Origin of the sequence: Bacillus sp. SRB_8 (genome assembly GCF_003264205.1) — a bacterium.
Taxonomy (GTDB): Bacteria; Bacillota; Bacilli; order Bacillales; family Bacillaceae_G; genus Bacillus_A; species Bacillus_A mycoides.
In genome coordinates this window covers 525,114-545,756 of sequence record NZ_NADT01000018.1, presented here as the reverse complement: position 1 = coordinate 545,756, position 20,643 = coordinate 525,114, and the positions used below count along the sequence as shown (strand labels likewise).

The 20,643-nt window shown below is 36.6% G+C and carries 24 protein-coding genes; 20 read left to right on the top strand and 4 right to left on the bottom strand.

The genetic code is table 11. The features are described from left to right. Positions 1-61: 61 nt before the first annotated feature. The gene (gene sigK, locus B5P40_RS12975) at positions 62-775 is read left to right on the top strand and encodes an RNA polymerase sporulation sigma factor SigK (protein ID WP_000051382.1); all 714 of its coding nucleotides are present in this window, start codon (positions 62-64) and stop codon (positions 773-775) included. A 291-nt stretch (positions 776-1,066) separates the two neighbouring features. Beyond that, positions 1,067-1,855, top strand: a complete 789-nt coding sequence (locus B5P40_RS12970; protein WP_002129166.1) for a phosphatidylserine decarboxylase — start codon at positions 1,067-1,069, stop codon at positions 1,853-1,855. 152 nt (positions 1,856-2,007) lie between these two features. Here B5P40_RS12970 and sda read toward each other — a convergent pair whose 3' ends face one another. Then, positions 2,008-2,163: a sporulation histidine kinase inhibitor Sda gene (gene sda, locus B5P40_RS12965; RefSeq protein WP_002015226.1), complete on the bottom strand. Its 156-nt coding sequence runs from the start codon at positions 2,161-2,163 to the stop codon at positions 2,008-2,010. A 246-nt stretch (positions 2,164-2,409) separates the two neighbouring features. Between sda and B5P40_RS12960 the strand changes: the two genes are divergently transcribed. The 8 genes from B5P40_RS12960 (at position 2,410) to B5P40_RS12925 (ending at position 7,542) form a co-directional block, all read left to right on the top strand. Continuing rightward, on the top strand, positions 2,410-2,922 hold the full coding sequence (locus B5P40_RS12960; RefSeq protein ID WP_002015225.1) for a YqeG family HAD IIIA-type phosphatase: 513 nt from the start codon (positions 2,410-2,412) through the stop codon (positions 2,920-2,922). 3 nt (positions 2,923-2,925) lie between these two features. Continuing rightward, a complete protein-coding gene (gene yqeH / locus B5P40_RS12955; protein WP_113709299.1) occupies positions 2,926-4,032 on the top strand; it encodes a ribosome biogenesis GTPase YqeH in 1,107 nt (368 codons plus the stop codon). A gap of 15 nt (positions 4,033-4,047) precedes the next feature. After that, positions 4,048-4,881: a shikimate dehydrogenase gene (aroE, locus tag B5P40_RS12950; protein ID WP_002015222.1), complete on the top strand. Its 834-nt coding sequence runs from the start codon at positions 4,048-4,050 to the stop codon at positions 4,879-4,881. 4 nt (positions 4,882-4,885) lie between these two features. Further along, positions 4,886-5,179 carry a ribosome assembly RNA-binding protein YhbY gene (gene yhbY / locus B5P40_RS12945; RefSeq protein ID WP_002015220.1) on the top strand — a complete coding sequence of 98 codons (294 nt, stop codon included), beginning with the start codon at positions 4,886-4,888 and terminating at the stop codon, positions 5,177-5,179. A 135-nt stretch (positions 5,180-5,314) separates the two neighbouring features. Beyond that, a complete protein-coding gene (locus tag B5P40_RS12940) occupies positions 5,315-5,884 on the top strand; it encodes a nicotinate-nucleotide adenylyltransferase (RefSeq protein ID WP_002015218.1) in 570 nt (189 codons plus the stop codon). After that, complete coding sequence (gene yqeK / locus B5P40_RS12935; protein ID WP_002129163.1) at positions 5,874-6,443, top strand: bis(5'-nucleosyl)-tetraphosphatase (symmetrical) YqeK; 570 nt, start codon at positions 5,874-5,876, stop codon at positions 6,441-6,443. Before B5P40_RS12940 ends, yqeK begins: the two co-directional genes overlap by 11 nt. Next, positions 6,440-6,796, top strand: a complete 357-nt coding sequence (rsfS, locus tag B5P40_RS12930) for a ribosome silencing factor (RefSeq protein ID WP_000653209.1) — start codon at positions 6,440-6,442, stop codon at positions 6,794-6,796. The genes yqeK and rsfS overlap by 4 nt, the downstream gene beginning before the upstream one ends. Continuing rightward, complete coding sequence (locus tag B5P40_RS12925; RefSeq protein WP_002088700.1) at positions 6,793-7,542, top strand: class I SAM-dependent DNA methyltransferase; 750 nt, start codon at positions 6,793-6,795, stop codon at positions 7,540-7,542. Before rsfS ends, B5P40_RS12925 begins: the two co-directional genes overlap by 4 nt. Before the next feature lie 172 nt (positions 7,543-7,714). On the opposite strand, the gene comER is transcribed toward B5P40_RS12925, so the two are convergent. Then, positions 7,715-8,542 carry a late competence protein ComER gene (comER, locus tag B5P40_RS12920; RefSeq protein ID WP_002129160.1) on the bottom strand — a complete coding sequence of 276 codons (828 nt, stop codon included), beginning with the start codon at positions 8,540-8,542 and terminating at the stop codon, positions 7,715-7,717. Between the two features lie 77 nt (positions 8,543-8,619). Between comER and B5P40_RS12915 the strand changes: the two genes are divergently transcribed. From B5P40_RS12915 to B5P40_RS12905, 3 genes are all read left to right on the top strand, one after another. After that, positions 8,620-9,219: a helix-hairpin-helix domain-containing protein gene (locus B5P40_RS12915; RefSeq protein ID WP_002015211.1), complete on the top strand. Its 600-nt coding sequence runs from the start codon at positions 8,620-8,622 to the stop codon at positions 9,217-9,219. 63 nt (positions 9,220-9,282) lie between these two features. Next, the gene (locus B5P40_RS12910) at positions 9,283-9,840 is read left to right on the top strand and encodes a ComE operon protein 2 (protein ID WP_002088698.1); all 558 of its coding nucleotides are present in this window, start codon (positions 9,283-9,285) and stop codon (positions 9,838-9,840) included. A gap of 14 nt (positions 9,841-9,854) precedes the next feature. Next, positions 9,855-12,176: a DNA internalization-related competence protein ComEC/Rec2 gene (locus B5P40_RS12905; protein WP_113709298.1), complete on the top strand. Its 2,322-nt coding sequence runs from the start codon at positions 9,855-9,857 to the stop codon at positions 12,174-12,176. Positions 12,177-12,207: 31 nt separating this feature from the next. Here the strand turns inward: B5P40_RS12905 and B5P40_RS12900 are convergent, their stop codons facing one another. Then, positions 12,208-12,342 carry a YqzM family protein gene (locus B5P40_RS12900; RefSeq protein ID WP_000997609.1) on the bottom strand — a complete coding sequence of 45 codons (135 nt, stop codon included), beginning with the start codon at positions 12,340-12,342 and terminating at the stop codon, positions 12,208-12,210. Positions 12,343-12,690: 348 nt separating this feature from the next. Between B5P40_RS12900 and holA the strand changes: the two genes are divergently transcribed. Further along, positions 12,691-13,701, top strand: a complete 1,011-nt coding sequence (gene holA / locus B5P40_RS12895) for a DNA polymerase III subunit delta (RefSeq protein ID WP_002034073.1) — start codon at positions 12,691-12,693, stop codon at positions 13,699-13,701. Between the two features lie 84 nt (positions 13,702-13,785). Here holA and rpsT read toward each other — a convergent pair whose 3' ends face one another. Continuing rightward, on the bottom strand, positions 13,786-14,043 hold the full coding sequence (gene rpsT, locus B5P40_RS12890) for a 30S ribosomal protein S20 (protein WP_002088694.1): 258 nt from the start codon (positions 14,041-14,043) through the stop codon (positions 13,786-13,788). A 180-nt stretch (positions 14,044-14,223) separates the two neighbouring features. Here rpsT and gpr point away from each other — a divergent pair, with 180 nt between their 5' ends. From gpr to hrcA, 6 genes are all read left to right on the top strand, one after another. Beyond that, positions 14,224-15,327 carry a GPR endopeptidase gene (gene gpr, locus B5P40_RS12885; protein ID WP_002088693.1) on the top strand — a complete coding sequence of 368 codons (1,104 nt, stop codon included), beginning with the start codon at positions 14,224-14,226 and terminating at the stop codon, positions 15,325-15,327. After that, on the top strand, positions 15,327-15,689 hold the full coding sequence (locus B5P40_RS12880; protein ID WP_063607626.1) for a DUF3679 domain-containing protein: 363 nt from the start codon (positions 15,327-15,329) through the stop codon (positions 15,687-15,689). The genes gpr and B5P40_RS12880 overlap by 1 nt, the downstream gene beginning before the upstream one ends. A gap of 208 nt (positions 15,690-15,897) precedes the next feature. Then, positions 15,898-17,721: an elongation factor 4 gene (gene lepA / locus B5P40_RS12875; RefSeq protein ID WP_002015204.1), complete on the top strand. Its 1,824-nt coding sequence runs from the start codon at positions 15,898-15,900 to the stop codon at positions 17,719-17,721. Positions 17,722-17,910: 189 nt separating this feature from the next. Then, positions 17,911-18,285, top strand: a complete 375-nt coding sequence (locus tag B5P40_RS12870; RefSeq protein ID WP_002015203.1) for a winged helix-turn-helix transcriptional regulator — start codon at positions 17,911-17,913, stop codon at positions 18,283-18,285. Between the two features lie 51 nt (positions 18,286-18,336). After that, a complete protein-coding gene (gene hemW / locus B5P40_RS12865) occupies positions 18,337-19,476 on the top strand; it encodes a radical SAM family heme chaperone HemW (protein WP_002015202.1) in 1,140 nt (379 codons plus the stop codon). Between the two features lie 133 nt (positions 19,477-19,609). Beyond that, a complete protein-coding gene (hrcA, locus tag B5P40_RS12860) occupies positions 19,610-20,626 on the top strand; it encodes a heat-inducible transcriptional repressor HrcA (protein WP_002015201.1) in 1,017 nt (338 codons plus the stop codon). Positions 20,627-20,643 lie beyond the last annotated feature (17 nt).

Here is a 20,643-nt window from a genome sequence, read left to right as displayed (position 1 = left end):
CAAACAACCTCATGCCCACATACACATAGTAAAGACCACTATTTTGGCGGAGGTGAAAGGTTTGAGTCTATTCGCCGCAATTGGATATATGGTTCGAGAAGTGTTTGTATTTGTTTCTTATGTGAAGAACAATGCGTTCCCGCAGCCGTTATCATCAGATGATGAGAGAAAGTACTTAGAGTTAATGGAGCAAGGTGATGCTCAAGCGAGAAATCTTTTAATTGAACATAATTTACGGCTTGTAGCTCATATTGTTAAGAAATTCGAAAACACTGGTGAAGATGCAGAAGATTTAATTTCAATTGGTACCATTGGGCTTATTAAAGCGATTGAAAGCTATTCAGCAGGGAAAGGAACTAAGCTTGCAACATATGCAGCACGCTGTATCGAAAATGAAATTTTGATGCATTTACGTGTGCTAAAGAAAACGAAAAAAGACGTTTCACTTCATGATCCGATTGGGCAAGATAAAGAGGGTAATGAAATATCACTTATTGATATATTAAAATCAGAATCTGAAGATGTAATTGATATGATTCAGCTTAGTATGGAGTTAGAAAAAATTAAAGAGTATATCGATATTTTGGACGAACGAGAGAAAGAAGTAATTGTGAAGCGTTTTGGACTTGGGCTTGATAAAGAGAAAACACAGAGGGAGATTGCGAAGGCACTCGGTATTTCAAGAAGCTACGTATCGCGAATTGAAAAGCGTGCTTTAATGAAAATGTTCCATGAATTTGTGCGGGCTGAGAAAGAGAAAAAAGCAAAAGAATAATGTGTATTGTAAGCAGCTACACTTTAAAAGTGGCTGCTTTTCTTTCGGGAAAACGGAAAGAAAACGAGCTGTTCTAAGAAGAAATACATGTTCACTGTTGAAAATGGCGGGTTCTATCTGTAATATTAGAAGGTGCTAAACAATTTAAGAATAAAAATTATACTTAGTTTTTCTTCGTGTATAACGAGACGGCTCCATTCTATATGTGGGAATAAGAACCAATTTTACATATGATATAGAGAGAAAAGAAGGGGAAACTAAAGTTATAGGCTGATTAGGAGGTTTCGTAATTTGCGACGGACATTATATCGACTTATGATCGAACTTACAAATGGTCGTTTTACTTCTTATATATTACGTAAATTTGCACAATCTCGTTTGAGCTCTATCATTATTCCATCGTATGTGAAAGTTTTTCAAATTAATCAAGATGAGATGGAAAAGGGTTTGAAGGAATATGGAACATTGCATGATTTATTTACACGTAGGCTAAAAGAAGGAAAGCGTAGTATTGATACTGATGCATCGAGTATCGTTAGTCCTGTTGATGGTGTTTTTGCTGATCAAGGTCCTATTGAGGATACAAAAACATTCGATATAAAAGGAAAGCGTTATTCAATTGTGGATATGCTAGGTAATGAAGAGCGTGCAAAGCGATATGCAGGCGGTACATATATGGTGATTTATTTGAGTCCAAGTCATTATCATCGCATTCATAGCCCGCTTTCTGGCTCTGTGACTGAAAGATTTGTACTCGGTAGAAAATCATATCCGGTAAATGCAGCGGGTATGGAGTATGGGAAAGAACCATTGTCAAAAAATTATCGCTCTGTTACAGAAGTAAATAGTGACGGCGAACATATGGCACTTGTAAAAGTAGGTGCTATGTTTGTTAATAGTATCGAGCTCCTTCATGAAAGAAGTACTGTTCAAAAAGGTGAAGAGATGGCATACTTTACATTTGGCTCAACAGTTGTTTTATTATTTGAAAAAGATATGATTAAAGCAGTGCAGGAATTGACAAGTGGGCAAGAGCTGCGTCTTGGTGAAAAAATTGCAACCCGAGTATCTCATAAGTAAAGAAAAGGTTTTATAATATACTTATGAAGCTCTAATTAAGAAATGTGGACAAAGATGCTTAATGAAGAAATCCCCTAGATGGGAGTACTTGTTTATTCGAGAGCCATCGCAGGATGGCTCTTTTTACAGGTCAATCAGCAATCTATATGTACTCAAGAAGATTTGACGAGCTTGTCCTCTAACGAGCGTCTAATAATTTCTTGTTTTATAAGTAAAATGAAGTCGGGATTTAATTTTAGTTCTTTTGCTTTATAATAAGACTCAGTGAGTAAATCAGTAGATAACTGTTCCATATGTTTTGTTTTCAAGGTGAGTCACCTCCTAATAATATAAGGATTGATTCGTTGTTGCATTTAATGTACCAAAAAAATATGACAGTCACAAACAAGAGGTTATCCACATAACTCAGTGGATAAAATGTGGATAGATTGTTAGTAAATTCCAAATTGACTGAAAAATTAACGTGGAAAGTGTGTACAAGTTTATCCACAGGTTATCTATCGAAAAATGTTGTCGAAAAATTTTATGAAAAATCCTCAAAGAGGTGAAAGAAATTGAAGTTATTTTTACCAAATGAATATGTGAAAAATATATATCATATTCAACCAGAAGATTTGAAAAAACGTGGAATTAAAGGAGTTATTACTGATTTAGATAACACTTTAATTGAATGGGATCGTCCAAACGCAACGCCACAGCTTGAAGAGTGGTTTTTGAAAATGAAAGAAAATGATATTCAAGTAACGGTCGTTTCAAATAACAACGAGCAACGCGTTAAAGACTTCGCTGACCCATTAGGTATTCCGTTTATTCATAGTGCGCGCAAACCGTTTGTTCGCGCATTTAAGCGTGCGATACATGAGATGCACCTGCAGCCAGATGAAGTTGTAGTAATTGGAGATCAGTTACTAACGGATGTGCTCGGCGGGAATCGTGTGGGACTTCATACAATTTTAGTTGTACCGGTAGCGCAAACGGACGGATTGGTGACACGATTTAATCGGAAAATTGAACGAAGAATTATGAGAAACATGAAGAAAAAAGGCTTAATTAACTGGGAGGAATAAAGTTTGACTGAAACAATTAAATGTATTGGTTGCGGTGTAGAAATTCAAACAGAAAATAAAAATGAAGTAGGATACGCTCCTGTATCATCTTTAGAAAAAGAACAAGTAATTTGCCAACGTTGTTTTCGTTTGAAACATTATAACGAAATTCAAGATGTATCTTTAACAGATAATGATTTCCTTCGTATTTTGAACGGAATTGGACAATCAGACGCACTAGTGGTTAAAATCGTAGATATTTTCGATTTCAATGGTAGCTGGTTACCGGGCTTACATCGTTTTGTAGGGAACAATAAAGTATTACTTGTAGGGAATAAGGCTGACTTAATTCCAAAGTCAGTTAAGCATGATAAAGTAAAACATTGGATGCGCTATAGTGCAAAGCAACTTGGTTTAAAACCAGAAGATGTCTTTTTAATTAGTGCAGCTAAAGGACAAGGAATCGCTGAACTTGCTGATGCAATTGAGCATTACCGCGAGGGTAAAGATGTTTATGTTGTTGGATGTACGAATGTTGGTAAATCAACATTTATTAATCGTATGATTAAAGAGTTTAGTGATGAGACTGAGAATGTAATTACAACATCACATTTCCCAGGAACAACGCTTGATTTAATTGATATCCCATTAGACGAAACGTCATCTTTATACGATACACCAGGTATTATTAATCATCATCAAATGGCGCATTATGTTGGGAAACAAAGCTTAAAGCTTATTACACCGACTACAGAAGTTAAGCCAATGGTATTCCAATTAAATGAAGAACAAACATTATTCTTTGGTGGATTAGCACGATTTGATTATGTAAGTGGGGGCCGTCGTGCATTCACTTGTCATTTCTCAAACCGTTTAACAATCCATCGTACAAAGCTTGAAAAGGCTGATGAATTGTACGAAAAACACGCTGGAGAATTATTGAATCCACCGACACCAGAAGAATTAGAAAATATGCCTAAGTTTGTGAAATATGAATTTAATATTCGTGAGCCGAAAACGGATGTTGTATTCTCTGGATTGGGCTGGGTTACTGTAAATGAATCAGGAGCGAAAATTGTTGCTCATGTACCAAAAGGAGTAAGTGTTTCATTACGTAAATCTTTAATTTAATATGGAGAGGGATTTATGAAACAATTATATGGTGTAATCGGAAATCCAATTGGACATTCATTATCACCCGTTATGCATAACGATGCATTTGAACACTTGAATATGGATGCCCATTACCATGCGTTTCTTGTAGAAGAAGAAGCGCTAGGGGAAGCAGTAAAAGGTTTGAAAGCATTAGGTATTTCAGGATTTAATGTAACGACTCCGCACAAAGTTGCAATTATGGAGTACTTGGATGAGATTGCCCCGTTAGCAAGGCAAATCGGTGCGGTAAATACAGTAGTTCATCGAGATGGAAAATTGATTGGGTATAATACAGATGGAATTGGTTTTGTTCGTGCCCTGCAGTCAATTAGTGAAGATCCACTTCAAGAGAAACGTATTTTATTAATCGGTGCAGGTGGTGCTAGCCGAGCTATTTACTTCTCGCTTGCCGATGTAGGTGTGAAAGAAATTGATATTGCTAATCGTACGAGAGATAAGGCGAAAAACCTTATCTCTGGGTGCATGGCAAATGTTAATTCGCATGCTCTATCGTTAGAATGTGCAGCAGAAAATCAAGGGGAATATGATATTATCATCCAAACAACAACGATAGGTATGCATCCACATGTTGAGTATACGCCGCTGGAAATTCGTTCATTGAAACAAGGAACGATTGTTTCTGATATTATTTATAATCCATTTGAGACGAAAATTTTAGGCGATGCGAAAGAACAAGGTGCAATAATTCAAAATGGAATCGATATGTTCGTTTATCAAGGTGCACTTGCGTTTGAAATGTGGACAGGGTGTGTGCCGAATATTGATAGAATGAAACAATTAGTAATGAGAGAGCTTGGAGGCTAATTATATGTTAACAGGAAAACAAAAAAGATTTTTACGTGCAAAGGCACATCATTTAACACCGATTTTTCAAGTTGGAAAAGGTGGCGTGAATGAAAATATGGTGAAACAAATTGGAGAAGCATTAGAAGTTCGTGAACTATTTAAAGTGAGCGTATTACAAAACTGTGAATTTGATCGTAGTGAAGTTGCAGAAGAGCTTGCACAAGGTGCACGAGCTGAAATCGTTCAAGTAATCGGAAGCACAATTGTTTTATACAAAGAATCAAGAGAAAATAAGCAGATTAAGCTTCCTCGATAAAAGATATACGTGAGTTATTTCGTAATGGACGCTTGATATGTAGAAAGCGAAACCAATTGAACTTTTATTAACAGTGGGCTCTCTTCGAATTTGTATGGGGAGAGTTGCTGTATGTAAAAGGAAGGAGCGTTTCTTTTGAGAAAAATTGGCATTATTGGTGGCACGTTTGATCCACCTCATAATGGGCATTTGTTAATTGCAAATGAAGTGTATCATGCTTTAGGGTTGGAAGAGGTATGGTTTTTGCCGAATCAAGTTCCACCGCACAAGCAAGGACGTAACATTACGAGTGTGAAAAGTCGATTAAATATGCTGCAAATAGCGATTGAGGAAGAAGCATACTTTTCAATTTGTTTAGAAGAGCTAGACAGAGAAGGCCCATCTTATACGTACGATACTATGGTACAATTAACGGAGAAGTATCCGGATGTGCAGTTTCACTTTATTATTGGCGGAGACATGGTTGAGTATTTGCCGAAGTGGTATAACATTGAAAAGTTACTTAAGCTTGTGACTTTCGTTGGAGTTGCAAGACCAGGTTATACATTACATACGCCTTATGATATCGTAAAAGTGGAAATTCCGGAGTTTGCAGTTTCTTCTTCTCTGTTACGTGAGAGATATATGACGAAGAAAACGTGCAAATATTTACTCCCCGAAAAAGTACAGGTATATATCGAGAGGAATGGGTTGTATGAATCGTGAGGAAGCACTTAGTATTGTCAAACAACAAATGCATGAAAAACGTTATATACACACGGTTGGTGTAATGGAAACAGCGATTGAACTTGCCCGATTATATGGTGTAGATGAGAAAAAGGCAGAGACGGCTGCTATATTTCACGATTATGCAAAATGTAGAGCGATTCCAGAAATGGAAGAGATTATTAAGGGAGAAGCTTTGCCAAAGGATCTACTGCACTATAACAAAGAGTTATGGCATGCACCTGTTGGGGCATACTTAGTAGAAAAAGAAGTAGGCATTACTGATCCTGAAATTCTACAAGCTATTACATATCATACAAGTGGTCATGAAAAAATGACAATGTTAGATAAAGTTATTTATGTAGCAGATTACATTGAACCAGGACGTAAGTTTCCTGGTGTGGAAGAAGCGAGGAAACTCGCATATAAAGATATAAATCAAGCTTTACTGTTTGCTTTAAAGCGAACAATTCAATTTTTAATGGAAAAAGATCAAACGATTTATCCATTAACATTCCAAACATACAATGAAGTTATCAAGGAGGAAATTAATAAATGAAAGATAAAGAGTTATTAGTATTAGCGGCAAAAGCAGCTGATGATAAGAGAGCAGAAGATATGGTTGTACTAAATATGCAAGGTATTTCACCGATTGCAGACTATTTTATTATTTGTCACGGAAATTCAGACAAGCAAGTACAAGCAATTGCACGTGAAATTAAAGCGAAGGCACATGAGTTCGAAATTAACGTACAACGTATGGAAGGCTTTGATGAAGCGCGTTGGGTTTTAGTAGACCTTGGTGATGTGGTTGCTCATGTATTCCATAAAGATGAGCGTAATCACTATAATTTAGAGCGTCTATGGGGCGATGTGCCGCGTGAAGATATTGCAGATGAGCTAGATCAATGAAATACGAACAATTTGCTTTGCTGTATGACGAACTGATGAATGATGTCCCTTATGATAAATGGGTGGAATTCACAGAGGAAAGTTTACAACAGGCATCTATGAAAGAGGCAAGAATCCTTGACGTAGCATGTGGAACTGGTAACGTAACACTTCCGCTTGTGCGAAAAGGTTATGACTTAATTGGTGTAGATCTTTCGGAAGAAATGTTAACTGTCGCGCAGCAAAAATTGGGGGGAGAAGGCTATTTTATTCCTTTTTACCAACAAGACATGAGAGAACTCGATGTTCCTGGTGAATTTGATTGTGTGACAATCTTTTGTGACTCATTAAATTATGTATTGCAAGAAGATGGAGTGCAAGAAACATTTAGAAGAGTTTTCCACCATTTACGTCAGGATGGCTTGTTTTTATTCGATGTACACTCTTTATATAAAATACATCACGTATTTCAAAATGAAACATATACAGTGAACGGCGAAGAAATATCACTTATTTGGAACTGCTTCCCTGGAGAAGAATCAGATAGTGTGGAACATGATTTGACATTCTTTGTACAAGATTCAGAAGAAGATGTGTATCATCGTTTTGACGAATGTCACGTGCAACGTGCGTATTCAGTTGAAGTGTTAACAAAATGGCTTGAAGAAGCTGGGTTTACAGTGCTTCGCGTCACAGGTGACTTTGAACGAATTGAAGTGACAGAACAAACAGAGCGCATCTTTTTTATGGCGAAGAAGAATGGATAAAAGAAAAGCAACCGATAAGGTTGCTTTTGTTTTATAGAAAAGATGTAGTTTTAGTTCTAGAAAAATAAAAAGATGATATGTGTAAAGTGTAAAAATGCTAGTTTTAGTGAAAATGTAGTATGAAAAAGATAAGTATTAATAAAAAGGGTTTGGGATTACGATGGCGTATTTATTATGTGTGTTTATTGAATTGCTGCTCAACGCATTTTAAATCTTCATCAAATTTCTCATGTGTCCGTTCGATTAATTTATGAAACATATCCCCAACGTGCTCTTCTAAAATACGAATACCTTCTCCTGTAACACCGCCTTTAACGCATACCTTTTCTTGTAAAGTAGGTAATGTGAAAATTTCTTTTTCAAGTAATTTCCCCATTCCAATGACCATTTCACTTACTAAAGTAGTGGCTTCTTCATGTGTAATATTTGTTTTATCTACAGCAGCGTTAATGAAACATTGTAATAAATAACTAAAAAAAGCAGGGCCGCAGCTTGCTATATCAGATGAAACGCGCGTTATATCTTCTTCTATAACAAGGGGAGTAGAAATGTTTTTGAATAGACGAAGTAGTTTTTGTTGCCATTCTTCAGAGCAGTTATTTCCAAATGTAAATAGTGATGCGCCGGATAAGGCGCGGTTTGTGATGCTTGGAATGATACGAGCGACGTGGCAAGGTATAAGTGTTTCTAATTGTGATGGAGATATGGGGCTTGTGATAGAAACTAAGCAATCTTCGTCTGAAAAATGGTCAGCGTATTTTTGTAGAATAGGGTATATATCTATCGGTTTTACGCAAATGAAAATAAGCTGGGATTGTTCGATTACCTCTTGGATTGTTTTGGCTATATGAACAGAAGGGTATTTTTCTTTTATATGATATGCTTTGGCAGGCGTCCGATTAATAATAGTAAGGCACGAAGGTTTGACAGCACGGGTTTCTAAAAATGCATCGATTAGTATACTCCCCATGTTCCCTGTCCCTATAATTCCTATGTTCAATGTTTCATCCCTCCTTCGTAACAGCTTTCTCCTAAACAATATGAATGATGTTATAAATTTATGATTAGAGGTGTAAAATGATGTGGGATTTTCCGAAAAAATGGTTGGGATTAGTGGTTATTATTGGCACTTTGATTTTTCTTTTTTTCTGGAAAACGAATCAGCAAACAGAGCGATCGCTCGTTACAACGGAAGTTCAAGTGAAAGATGTGGAGAAAAAAAGTAAACCGAAAGTATTGGATGCAAAGGAGCAGAAAAAAATAATTATAATTGATGTGAAAGGGGCGGTTTTTAAAGAGGGTGTGTATGAAATGAAGGAAGGGGACCGGGTGAAGGAGGCGGTTGAAAAAGCTGGTGGTTTGTTGCCGGATGCAGATGTGAAGAAAGTGAATTTGGCGCAAATGGTCCAAGACCAAATGCTTCTTTATGTTCCTAACAAGAATGAGCCAGTGCAAGAAGGGGCTACTTTTTCAAAAAGCGAGGGTAAAGTGCAAATAAATACAGCTTCTAAAGAGCAACTTGAAAAAATAACAGGCATTGGTTCTCGGAAAGCGGAAAGTATTTTGAAATATCGAGAAGAACATGGTCTGTTTCAGAAAATAGAAGATTTATTAGAAATTGATGGGATTGGTGCGAAGTCTTTAGAGAAAATAAAAGATCAAATTATTATTCCATAAAAGATTGACGAAGTTTTTCTTTTTTCGCTACACTACAAGTAGACAAAAAAGAAGGTGAAAAATATGGAACGAATTTCATGGGATCAATATTTTATGACGCAAAGCCATCTACTATCTTTACGTAGTACATGTACAAGGCTTGCGGTAGGAGCGACAATCGTTCGTGATAAACGAATTATTGCTGGTGGATATAACGGTTCAATTAAAGGTGGTGTGCATTGTATAGACGATGGTTGCTATGTCATTGATAATCATTGCGTTCGTACAATTCATGCTGAAATGAATGCTTTATTGCAATGTGCGAAATTTGGTGCAAAAACAGAGGAAGCGGAAATTTATGTCACACATTTTCCTTGTTTGCAGTGCTGTAAGGCGATTATTCAAAGTGGTGTTACAGCGGTTTATTATGCACAGGACTATAAAAATCATCCGTATGCCGTAGAGTTATTTGAACAAGCGAGTGTAACAGTAAAGCACGTTCCGCTAGAATACGATATTACATCGCTAGAGGAACAAGAGCGTCATTTACAGCTAAAGGAATTATTCGCAGCTTTAGAAAAAGATAATTTATCAATGGAAGAATTACAGCGTGTATTCACTAAAGCGAAAATGATGCTATAAGGAGTGAGTATGAGTTGAATGGGCAATGGGGCTATGTTGCAATCTCGTTTATAATTGGGATTGCAATTACCTTTTCCACATCGCATTTGTTGGCTGCTTGTTGTTTCGTTTGTTATGTTTTATTTTGTTTATATCGTACTTCGCGTAAAACCTTCATATTTTGTATAATAGCGTGTTTTAGTGGCGTTATGTACACCACGTATGTTCAGAGTCTAAATAAGCCGCTAGGGGAGTCCTATGAAGTTACACGAGGGGTCGTGCAAAATACACCTCTAATTAATGGGGATCGTCTCTCTTTTCAAATTGAAGATCAGAATAAAAACTTAGTGCAGTTAAATTATAAAATACAATCTGCTTCGGAAAAGAAGCAGTTGCAACAATTACATGTAGGTATATCGTGTACATTTAAAGGGGAGGTGAAAGAACCACAAACTGCCCGGAATTTTCATGTTTTTGATTATCGTAATTATTTATATCAGCAAAAAATACATTTTATATTTGATGTGACATACATTTCTGAATGTCACAAAACATCGTTGTCACTCGTGCAATGGATTTTCCTTCTCAGGCAACAAACAATCTCGAAAGTTACAGAAATGTTCCCGGAACAATCAGGTGCATTTATGAACGCATTATTATTTGGAGATCGACAACAAATGACGTTTGAAGTAGAAGAGCAATATCAACAATTTGGTCTTATACATTTGTTAGCAATTTCAGGATCGCATATCGTACTATTAATGGTTATAATGTATTTTGTTTTGCTAAGAAGTGGTGTGACGAAAGAGACAGCAACAGTATGCCTTATAGTTTGCATTCCTCTGTATATGATCATAGCTGGGGCGTCGCCATCTGTTGTGAGGGCTTCTATAACAGGAGTTTTATTATTGGTAGCTTTCATGTGCTCTGTTCGCTTATCTAGTCTAGACGCCTTAAGTATAACAGCTATATGTATGCTTATATACGATCCGTATCTTATTTTCAACATTGGATTTCAATTCTCATTTGTAGGTAGTTTTTCTTTACTACTATCTGCGCCGATATTATTAGGGCGTAGTAATGGGATAGTTCGAAATTCTATTTACATTTCTATAATTTCACAGCTCGCTAGTACCCCCATCTTGTTATATCATTTTGGTTATTTTTCTCCTTATAGCATTTTCCTCAATCTTATATATGTTCCTTTTCTATCCATTATTGTATTGCCGTGTAGCATCATTATTCTTATATGTATGCCGGTTATTCCATTTTTCGCAAAAGGAATTGCATATGTACTTTCACTATGTTTAACCATTTCTAATGATTTTCTAAGTTACTGTGAAAGTTTCCCTTTCATCCGACTTACTTTTGGTCAAACTCCTTTATTTCTTGTGGCTATATATTGTTTTAGTATCGTTAGTATATTTGTGATTTGGGAAAGGGTAATAACGAAAAAAAATTTGTGCATAGTTGTGGGTGTGTTTCTTTTTATTAGTACTTGTCATTATGTATATCCATATTTTCGCGAAAGTGGGAGTGTTACATTTCTTGATGTTGGACAGGGAGATGCGATATTAATTCGTCTTCCATACGATAAAGAGGTTTATCTTATTGATACAGGAGGAGCCCTTCCTGTCAAGAAGGAAGCGTGGCAACAGAAAAAGCATGAATTTTCTGTTGGGCATGATATTCTTGTTCCTTTTTTACAAAAAGAAGGTATAAAAACGATTGATAAATTAATTGTAACGCACGGAGATGCGGATCATATAGGTGCTGCGCTGGATTTGCTGTCATCTATTATTGTAAAAGAAGTTGTATTTGGGAGAAAGGAACAAGATGCTGTATTGGAAAAAGTGGTGAAGAAAAAGGCGTTAGAAAAGAGCATGAAGATAAGTGTAGTAGGAGAAGGGGAAGGTTGGAGGGTAAATGAAGCGGAATTTTTCGTATTAGCTCCAAAGGGGAAAGAAAAGGGAGAAAATGACTCTTCGATTGTACTATGGGCCAGACTAGGGGGACTAACATGGCTATTTACGGGTGATCTAGAAGAAGAAGGAGAAAAGTTTATAGTATCAACATATCCTGATTTGCGGGCTAATATTTTAAAAGTTGCCCACCATGGGAGTAAAACATCGTCTACAGATCCATTTTTAAGCCTTGTACAGCCTGCTGTAGCGATTATTTCTGTGGGGGAGCGTAATAGGTATGGGCACCCGCATAAGGAAGTTATAGAGCGTTTTAAGAAGATGGGTATTGATATATGGCGTACGGATAAGCAAGGTGCTATTTCCTATGTTTTTAATGGAGAAATAGGAACCTTTCAAAGTAAAATCACATATGATGAAACACATAGAAGATGAAAAAAAGAAGACTGCCGTTAAGCAGCAGCCTTTAAGAACCGATGAATTTAATAACAGTTGCAATAATGAAAAGTGTTGCGAAAAAACCAAATGAGACGATAAATCCTACCCCTGAATCAATAGCGTCATTGCGTTTACTTTGAACGTTTTGTTCAAAATCATTCATTTAGAATCCCTCCCCAACATTCCATTTTAGTATAAAATATTGTCAGAAAAAAATCTACAATTTCCATATGAAGTGAAATAGAGTATTTGTATACTTTTTCTAGTTAGTTAAGTAGCGTGAATTTTTCATTTCCAATCATGTTAACAGTTGGCACTTATACTAAGATTATTATTGTAAATAATAAAGGGAAGGTGATTACCGCACACCAATAAGAAATCCGGGGCTTATTGCGTGGCGTTTTATATAAATAAAGGGGCGGGTTATAAAGACCGTCCCTTTGTACTTGTAAAACAAAAGCTAGGGCATTAGTATAAATATATATTGCTAAGTTAGGGAGTAGGAAAAAATATGAGTGATATACATAAGAAGATTAAAAAGAAACAGTTCGCTCCGTTGTATGTACTGTATGGAACGGAAGCTTATTTTATAAATGAAACGATAAAGCTTATTACAACGGAAGCGCTTGAAGAGGAAGATCGAGAGTTTAATGTTGTGACATACGATTTGGAAGAAGCGTATTTAGAAGATGTAGTTGAGGATGCGCATACGCTTCCTTTTTTTGGAGAGCGTAAAGTTATATTAATAAAATCACCACTATTTTTAACGGCACAAAAAGAAAAATTAGAACAAAATATAAAAATTTTAGAAGAATATATTGGGGAGCCATCTCCTTTTTCTATTCTTGTTTTTGTTGCGCCTTATGAAAAATTAGACGAACGAAAAAAAATTACAAAACTATTAAAGAAAACAGCGGATGTAATAGAAGCAAATGCGATGCAAGTGCAGGATGTTCAGAAGTGGATTGTTTCTCGTGCGGATGAGGTGCATGTGCATATTGATAATGCAGCTGTTAGTTTATTGTTAGAGCTTGTGGGAAGTAATGTAACAATGTTGGCGAAGGAAATGGACAAGTTAACGTTATACGTCGGTATGGGCGGAGAAATTACGCCAAAACTTGTCACGGAACTTGTGCCGAAATCTGTTGAGCAAAACGTGTTTGCTTTAACAGAAAAAGTGGTGAAAAAAGATATCGCTGGTGCGATGCAAATTTTAGACGGATTATTTACACAGCAGGAAGAACCGATTAAACTGCTCGCTTTATTAGTAAGTCAGTTCCGCTTGCTGCATCAAGTGAAAGAGTTGCAACAGCGTGGTTACGGACAAAATCAAATCGCGTCCCATATTGGTGTACATCCGTACCGGGTAAAGTTGGCGATGAATCAAACGAAGTTTTTCTCTTTTGAAGAATTAAAAAAAGTTATTATAGAATTGGCGGAAGCTGATTATAGTATGAAGACTGGAAAGATGGATAAGAAACTTGTGCTTGAGTTTTTCTTAATGCGGTTAAATCATATGTAGTGACACAAAAAAGTTCACGTACTTAGTACGTGAACTTTTTTGTGTATATAAAAAACGATCCGAATGGATCGTTTTTTAAACGCCTTACGCGTTTACTTGTTTCGCTAAGCGAGATTTTTGACGAGCTGCAGCGTTTTGGTGGATAAGACCTTTACGAGCTGCTTTGTCAAGTTTTTTAGAAGCAGTTTTGAAAGCTTCTTTAGCATTTTCAAGATCGTTATTAGTAACTAAAGTTTCTACAGTTTTAACAGCAGTACGCATGTCAGACTTGATAGAAGCGTTATGTGAACGACGCTCTTCGCTAAGTTTAGCGCGTTTGATAGCAGATTTGATGTTTGCCATACTTTTCACCTCCCTGGTGCAATCGAATGACTCGATTCTTACATAGAACAAGTGATATTTTATCAAACGGTGAAGAGAATTGCAATAGTATATCAATGAAATTTCACGTAAAGGAAAGAATGACCTAATATAACTTGGGGAAATCTAACGATATTTACTATGAATTACGGAGGAGATACGATGAAAGAACCATTAGATTTAAGTAAATATAGTGTTAGAACTGACCTTGCTGTAGAGGCGCACCAAATGCTACAAGAGCGCCAAGAAGAACAAAAAGGGATACAGGGAGTTATTGTAAAAGAGAGGGAAGAAGAGGGAGTTACAATTACAAAAGTAACTATTGATGAAATTGCATCTGAGTCGATGGGGAAAAAACCTGGAAGTTATTTAACTCTTGAGGTGCAAGGTATACGACAACAAGATACGGAACTTCAGCAAAAGGTAGAGCGTATTTTTGCAAAAGAATTTTCTTATTTCTTAGAAGAGGTTGGAGTTTCAAAAGAAGCGAGTTGTTTAATCGTAGGTCTTGGGAATTGGAATGTAACGCCGGATGCACTCGGACCGATAGTTGTAGAGAACGTACTGGTGACGAGACATTTGTTTAAATTGCAGCCTGAAAGTGTGGAAGAAGGGTTTAGACCTGTTAGTGCCATTCGTCCAGGGGTAATGGGAATTACAGGGATTGAAACGAGCGATGTCATTTACGGAATTATTGAGAAGACAAAACCAGACTTTGTCATCGCAATTGATGCATTAGCTGCGCGTTCTATTGAACGAGTAAATAGTACGATACAAATTTCTGATACAGGAATTCATCCAGGATCTGGTGTTGGGAATAAGCGTAAGGAACTAAGTAAAGAAACATTAGGTATTCCTGTTATCGCAATTGGTGTGCCAACTGTGGTAGATGCTGTTTCGATTACGAGTGATACAATTGATTTTATTTTGAAACATTTTGGCCGGGAACTGAAAGAAGGAAACAAACCGTCACGCTCTTTATTGCCAGCAGGTTTTACATTTGGAGAAAAGAAAAAATTAACAGAAGAAGATATGCCGGATGAAAAGAGTCGAAATATGTTTTTAGGAGCTATTGGTACGTTAGAAGAAGAAGAAAAGAGAAAGTTAATTTATGAAGTGTTATCTCCTCTTGGTCATAATTTAATGGTAACTCCAAAAGAAGTAGATGCGTTTATTGAGGATATGGCAAATGTAATAGCCAGCGGTTTAAATGCAGCACTGCATCATCAGATTGATCAGGATAATACAGGGGCATATACACATTGATGGAAAGAGGCAGAAATAGCTTGAGTCAATTTACGCTGTTATGTATATGCGGTACAGTCTTATGTTTGCTTATGATGATAGCTGGAGTGGGACTTGCTAATCATGGCTTAAAAAGTATGAAAGGATATCGTCAGCTGTCATATGAACAAATTGCTCATATGACAGGAACAGAAGGCGCTGGGGCTGAATCGGAAATTTCGGGAGAGACGTTTTCGGCTATTGAAAAACAAAAACAGTTAGAAAGCTTAAGAAGTTTTAATGTTGTAGAAGGTATCGGTATGGCGATAGCAAGTGTTGCTCGTGATATGACAAAGTTTGGAACGGATATAGTTGTTGGGGCAATAAAAGGAATTTTTAGTTAAGGGTAGCGGGAAGGATGGTTGTCTTATGTTTGTAAGAGAGCTGTCTTTTAATTTGAAAAAGGTTTGTCTCTTATGGTTTGTTCGCATAAGATATAGATAGAGTGATTTGTATTGTAAGCAGCACGAGTTTTCATTGAATCTTTGCTGCTCTATTGATATAATCAGTGCTAGTGTATATTGGCGAGACTATTAGGAGTTGAGAACATAGATGAATAAAGAAGAAAGAGCAAAAAGACAGTCCAAAATTCGTAACTTCTCCATCATTGCTCACATTGACCACGGGAAATCAACGTTGGCAGACCGTATTTTGGAGAAAACAAACGCGTTGGCACAGCGCGAAATGAAGGCGCAATTGCTTGACTCTATGGAGTTGGAGCGTGAGCGTGGTATTACAATTAAATTAAATGCAGTACAACTAACGTATAAAGCGAAAGACGGTGAAGAGTATATTCTTCACTTAATCGATACTCCAGGACACGTCGACTTTACGTACGAAGTATCTCGTAGTTTAGCGGCTTGTGAAGGTGCAATTCTTGTAGTGGATGCAGCGCAAGGAATTGAGGCGCAAACATTAGCGAACGTATATTTAGCGCTTGATAATAATTTAGAAATTTTACCAGTTATTAATAAAATCGACTTACCAAGTGCAGACCCAGAACGCGTACGTCAAGAGGTAGAAGATGTAATTGGTTTAGATGCATCGGAAGCTGTACTTGCTTCAGCGAAAGCTGGCATTGGTATTGAAGAAATTTTAGAACAAATCGTTGAAAAGGTACCAGCTCCAACAGGTGATTCAGAAGAGCCGTTACAATGTATGATTTTCGATTCTTTATATGATCCGTACCGTGGTGTAATTGCATATATCCGTGTTGTAAATGGAACGGTAAAAGTTGGCGATAAAGTACGTATGATGGCAACTGGAAAAGAATTTGAAGTAACAGAAGTAGGTGTGTTTACACCGAAAACGACGCAACGTGACGAGTTAACAGTAGGTGATGTAGGTTTCTTGGCAGCATCTATTAAAAATGTAGGCGATACACGTGTTGGTGATACGATTACACATGCGAAACGTCCGGCTGCAGAGCCGTTAAAAGGGTATCGAAAATTAAACCCAATGGTATTCTGTGGTTTATATCCAATCGATTCTGCACGTTATAACGACTTACGTGATGCGTTAGAAAAACTAGAATTGAATGATTCTGCTCTTGAATTTGAGCCTGAAACATCTCAAGCTTTAGGTTTTGGTTTCCGTTGTGGTTTCTTAGGGCTTCTTCACATGGAGATTATTCAAGAACGTATTGAACGTGAATTCAAGATTGACTTAATTACAACAGCGCCAAGCGTTATTTATAAAGTGTATTTAACGAACGGTGAAGATTTTATTGTTGATAATCCATCTAATATGCCAGATCCACAGACTATCGATCGTGTAGAAGAGCCGTTTGTGAAGGCTGCAATTATGGTTCCGAATGACTATGTTGGAGCTGTAATGGAAATTTGCCAAGGGAAACGTGGAACGTTTATTGATATGCAATATTTAGATGAAACACGTGTTACATTGACATATGAAATCCCGTTATCAGAAATCGTATATGATTTCTTCGATCAATTGAAATCAAATACGAAAGGATATGCATCATTTGACTACGAGTTAATTGGTTATAAACCATCTAAACTTGTGAAAATGGATATTCTTTTAAATAATGAACAAGTGGATGCTTTATCATTTATTGTACATCGTGATTCAGCGTATGACCGTGGTAAAGTAATTGTAGAGAAATTAAAGAAATTAATTCCAAGACAACAGTTTGAAGTGCCAATTCAGGCGACTATCGGAAATAAAGTTGTATCTCGTTCTACAATTAAGGCGATGCGTAAAAACGTACTTGCAAAATGTTACGGTGGTGACATTTCTCGTAAGCGTAAACTTCTTGATAAGCAAAAAGAAGGTAAAAAACGTATGAAGTCTGTTGGTTCTGTAGAAGTGCCGCAAGAAGCATTCATGGCTGTACTGAAAATGGATGATAACTAATGGAGTGAACTATAATTAGTGGGGATTTTTCTATTCTTCGCTAATTATTAGCCCGCACCAATCGTGATAAAAGTAGAAGCCGTTCGTTCGGCTTCTTTTTTATATGCTACTTTTTAGACATCTTAGCATCTCTCATTTACAATAGTGAGAGAGCTTTTTAGTGATTGATATAGAGTTAGGAGACTATTAATGTCCGAAAATATTCGAAAAGATATTCGAGAGAAAATACAAAAAGGTAATTTTAATTGCGAAAAGGAACTGACGCTTTCTATAATTAGTGGGAAGTGGAAAGTTGTGATATTGTGGCACTTAGGTGTGGAAGGTCCGCATCGTTTTAGTGAATTGCAACGTCTGTTCCCGAGCATTTCTCATAAAGTGTTGTCAAATCAATTGAAAGAGTTAATGGAGGACGGGATTGTTGATCGAACGGTATACCCGGAAATTCCTCCGCGTGTTGAGTACTATATGACGGAATTAGGTATGTCGCTTTTACCGATCGTTGAAATGATGTATGATTGGGGAAAAATGCGAATGGAACAAATCCGTAATACAGTAGAGAAGTAAAGAATCCTCCGGAGTGCGGAGGTTTTCTTTTTAGAAAGGTAGGAGTTATATTTGGTACAAGCTGCATATATTCATATTCCATTTTGTCAGCATATTTGTCACTATTGTGATTTTAATAAAGTATTTATTGAACGCCAACCGGTTGATCAATACTTACAATATTTAGAGAAAGAAATAATAAATACGGTTCAAAAAGTACCGTTTGAAAGTATGAAAACGATTTTTGTTGGCGGAGGAACTCCGACGGCATTAAATATGGAACAGACAAAAAAACTACTCGACATCATTAACCGTCGTTTGCGTCCATTTGCGCCGAATTGTGAATTAACATTTGAAGCGAATCCAGGTGATTTACCGAAAGAGAAATTGAACGTATTGCTAGAAGGTGGAGTAAACCGAATTAGTTTTGGTGTGCAAACGTTTCGTGATGAGCTACTTGAGAAGATTGGACGCAGGCATACGAGAGAAGATGCATTCGTAGCAATTCGAGAAGCGCAGGAAGTTGGTTTTACAAATATTAATGTAGATTTAATTTATGCTCTGCCAGGACAGACGATAGAAGATGTAAAGGAAACATTAGACATTGCCTTTACGCTTGGTGTACAACATTTCTCGGCATATTCCTTAATTGTGGAACCGAAAACCGTATTTTATAACTTAATGAATAAAGGGAAATTAAGACTTCCAGGTGAAGACCATGAAGCGAAAATGTACGAAATGGTAATGGATGAAATGGAGAAACATGGTTATAACCAGTATGAGATTAGTAACTTCTCAAAAGGTAATAATGAAAGTAGACATAATCTCACATACTGGAATAATGAAGAGTATTATGGATTTGGAGCTGGAGCGCATAGCTATGTGAACGGGGAACGAATTCAAAATGTAGGTCCGCTCAAGCAATATTTCACTAAAATTGATGAGACAGGATTTCCATATTTAGATGTTCATCCAGTGACAGAGAAAGAAAAAATGGAAGAAGAGTTGTTCTTAGGACTTCGAAAAACAAAAGGTGTTTCTAAGTTAGAATTCCAAAAGAAATTTAATGTGGAGATGGACCATGTTTTTGCAAAGCAGTTACAAAGTAATCAAGAACAAGGATTACTTGAAAACAGAGATGGACATGTTTGTTTAACGAGGAAAGGGAAACTATTAGGGAATGAAGTATTCCAGTCATTTTTGATTGATTAATTAAATGTGCCATAAGCGTGAAAAATTTTTGTTATTTCGTGACGTTTCCGTTGACAATTGAATGTCAATTTTGGTAAGTTATTAATAGATTTAGCACTCGAAGACAAAGAGTGCTAACAGAGGTGATGATGAGATGCTTACGGAACGTCAGCTCTTAATTTTACAAACAATTGTTGATGACTTTATTGGATCAGCGCAACCAGTTGGTTCGAGGACGTTGGCTAAGAAAGATGAAATTACGTTTAGTTCAGCTACTATTCGAAATGAAATGGCTGATTTAGAAGAATTAGGATTTATTGAAAAAACGCATAGTTCTTCTGGGCGTGTTCCTTCTGAAAAAGGATACCGATTTTATGTAGACCATCTTTTAGCGCCGCAAAACTTACCGACCGATGAAATTGTACAAATTAAAGATTTATTTGCTGAAAGAATTTTTGAAGCAGAAAAAATTGCACAACAATCAGCTCAAATTTTATCAGAGCTTACGAATTATACGGCCATTGTTCTTGGTCCGAAATTGAGCACAAATAAACTTAAAAATGTACAAATTGTACCGCTTGATCGTCAAACAGCAGTCGCTATTATTGTAACAGATACAGGGCATGTGCAAAGTAAAACGATTACCGTTCCGGAATCTGTTGATTTATCAGATTTAGAAAAAATGGTTAATATTTTAAATGAAAAGCTATCTGGTATACCTATGGCAGAACTTCATAATAAAATCTTTAAAGAGATTGTTACAGTCTTGCGTGGGTATGTTCATAATTACGATAGTGCAATAAAAATGTTAGATGGTACATTTCAAGTCCCTTTATCGGAAAAGATATACTTTGGAGGAAAAGCAAATATGCTTTCGCAACCAGAGTTCCATGACATTCACAAAGTAAGATCTTTGCTGACGATGATTGATAATGAGGCTGCGTTTTATGACATTTTGCGTCATAAACAAGTCGGAATTCAAGTGAAAATTGGTAGAGAAAATTCTTCTACGGCAATGGAGGATTGCAGTTTGATTTCTGCAACGTATTCGATTGGAGAAGAGCAACTTGGAACAATTGCAATTTTAGGTCCGACGAGAATGCAATACTCTCGTGTAATTAGTTTACTGCAGTTATTTACAAGACAATTTACAGACGGACTTAAAAAGTAAATGAGAGTAATACATTC